Raw genomic sequence first — 565 nt, forward strand, 5'->3', positions numbered from 1 at the left:
CGCCCCCAGCACCCACTCCGCTGACCCTGGCAGGCCACCGCGCGCTGCGCTGGGGCGGGGAGTCGGAGCACGTGGTGCTGGCGGTCCACGGGATGGCAGGCAGCAAGTCGGACCCGATGATCCGCGCGGTCGCGCAGGGAGCGAGCCGGGCGGGATGCACCACGATCAGCGTGGACATGCCCGGCCACGGCGGGCGCAGTGACCCGGGGGGCCTGGTCCCGTGGGTCTATCGCGAGGAGCTGGCGGAGGTGGCTCGCGAAGTCGCCGCCACACACCCCCGCATCAGCCTCTTCGCCTGCAGCCTGGGGGCATTCATGTCCATGCATGCGCTGGCCGACGTGCCGCTGGAGATCGCCCTCTTTGCCTCGCCACTGGTCGACATGGAGGCGTTCATCGCCCGCAAGATGACGCTGCAGGGCGTCGGCGAGCGGGAGCTGCGGTCGCGGCGTCACGTGGACCTGGCTGACGGGCAGTCCCTGGACTGGGGGTACCTGACCTGGGTGCGGCACCACCCCCTGCGCTGGCAGCACCCGACCAGCATCCTCTACGGCGCCTCCGACGCGAT

At 71.9% G+C, this 565-nt stretch carries 1 protein-coding gene; it reads left to right on the top strand.

The genetic code is table 11. The annotated features are described in order from the left end of the window. Positions 1-565, top strand: a 565-nt coding sequence (locus tag FK530_RS25130; RefSeq protein ID WP_146489502.1) for an alpha/beta hydrolase, incomplete at both ends; no start/stop codon positions are given.

Source organism: Tsukamurella conjunctivitidis (assembly GCF_007858475.1).
Taxonomy (GTDB): Bacteria; Actinomycetota; Actinomycetes; order Mycobacteriales; family Mycobacteriaceae; genus Tsukamurella; species Tsukamurella conjunctivitidis.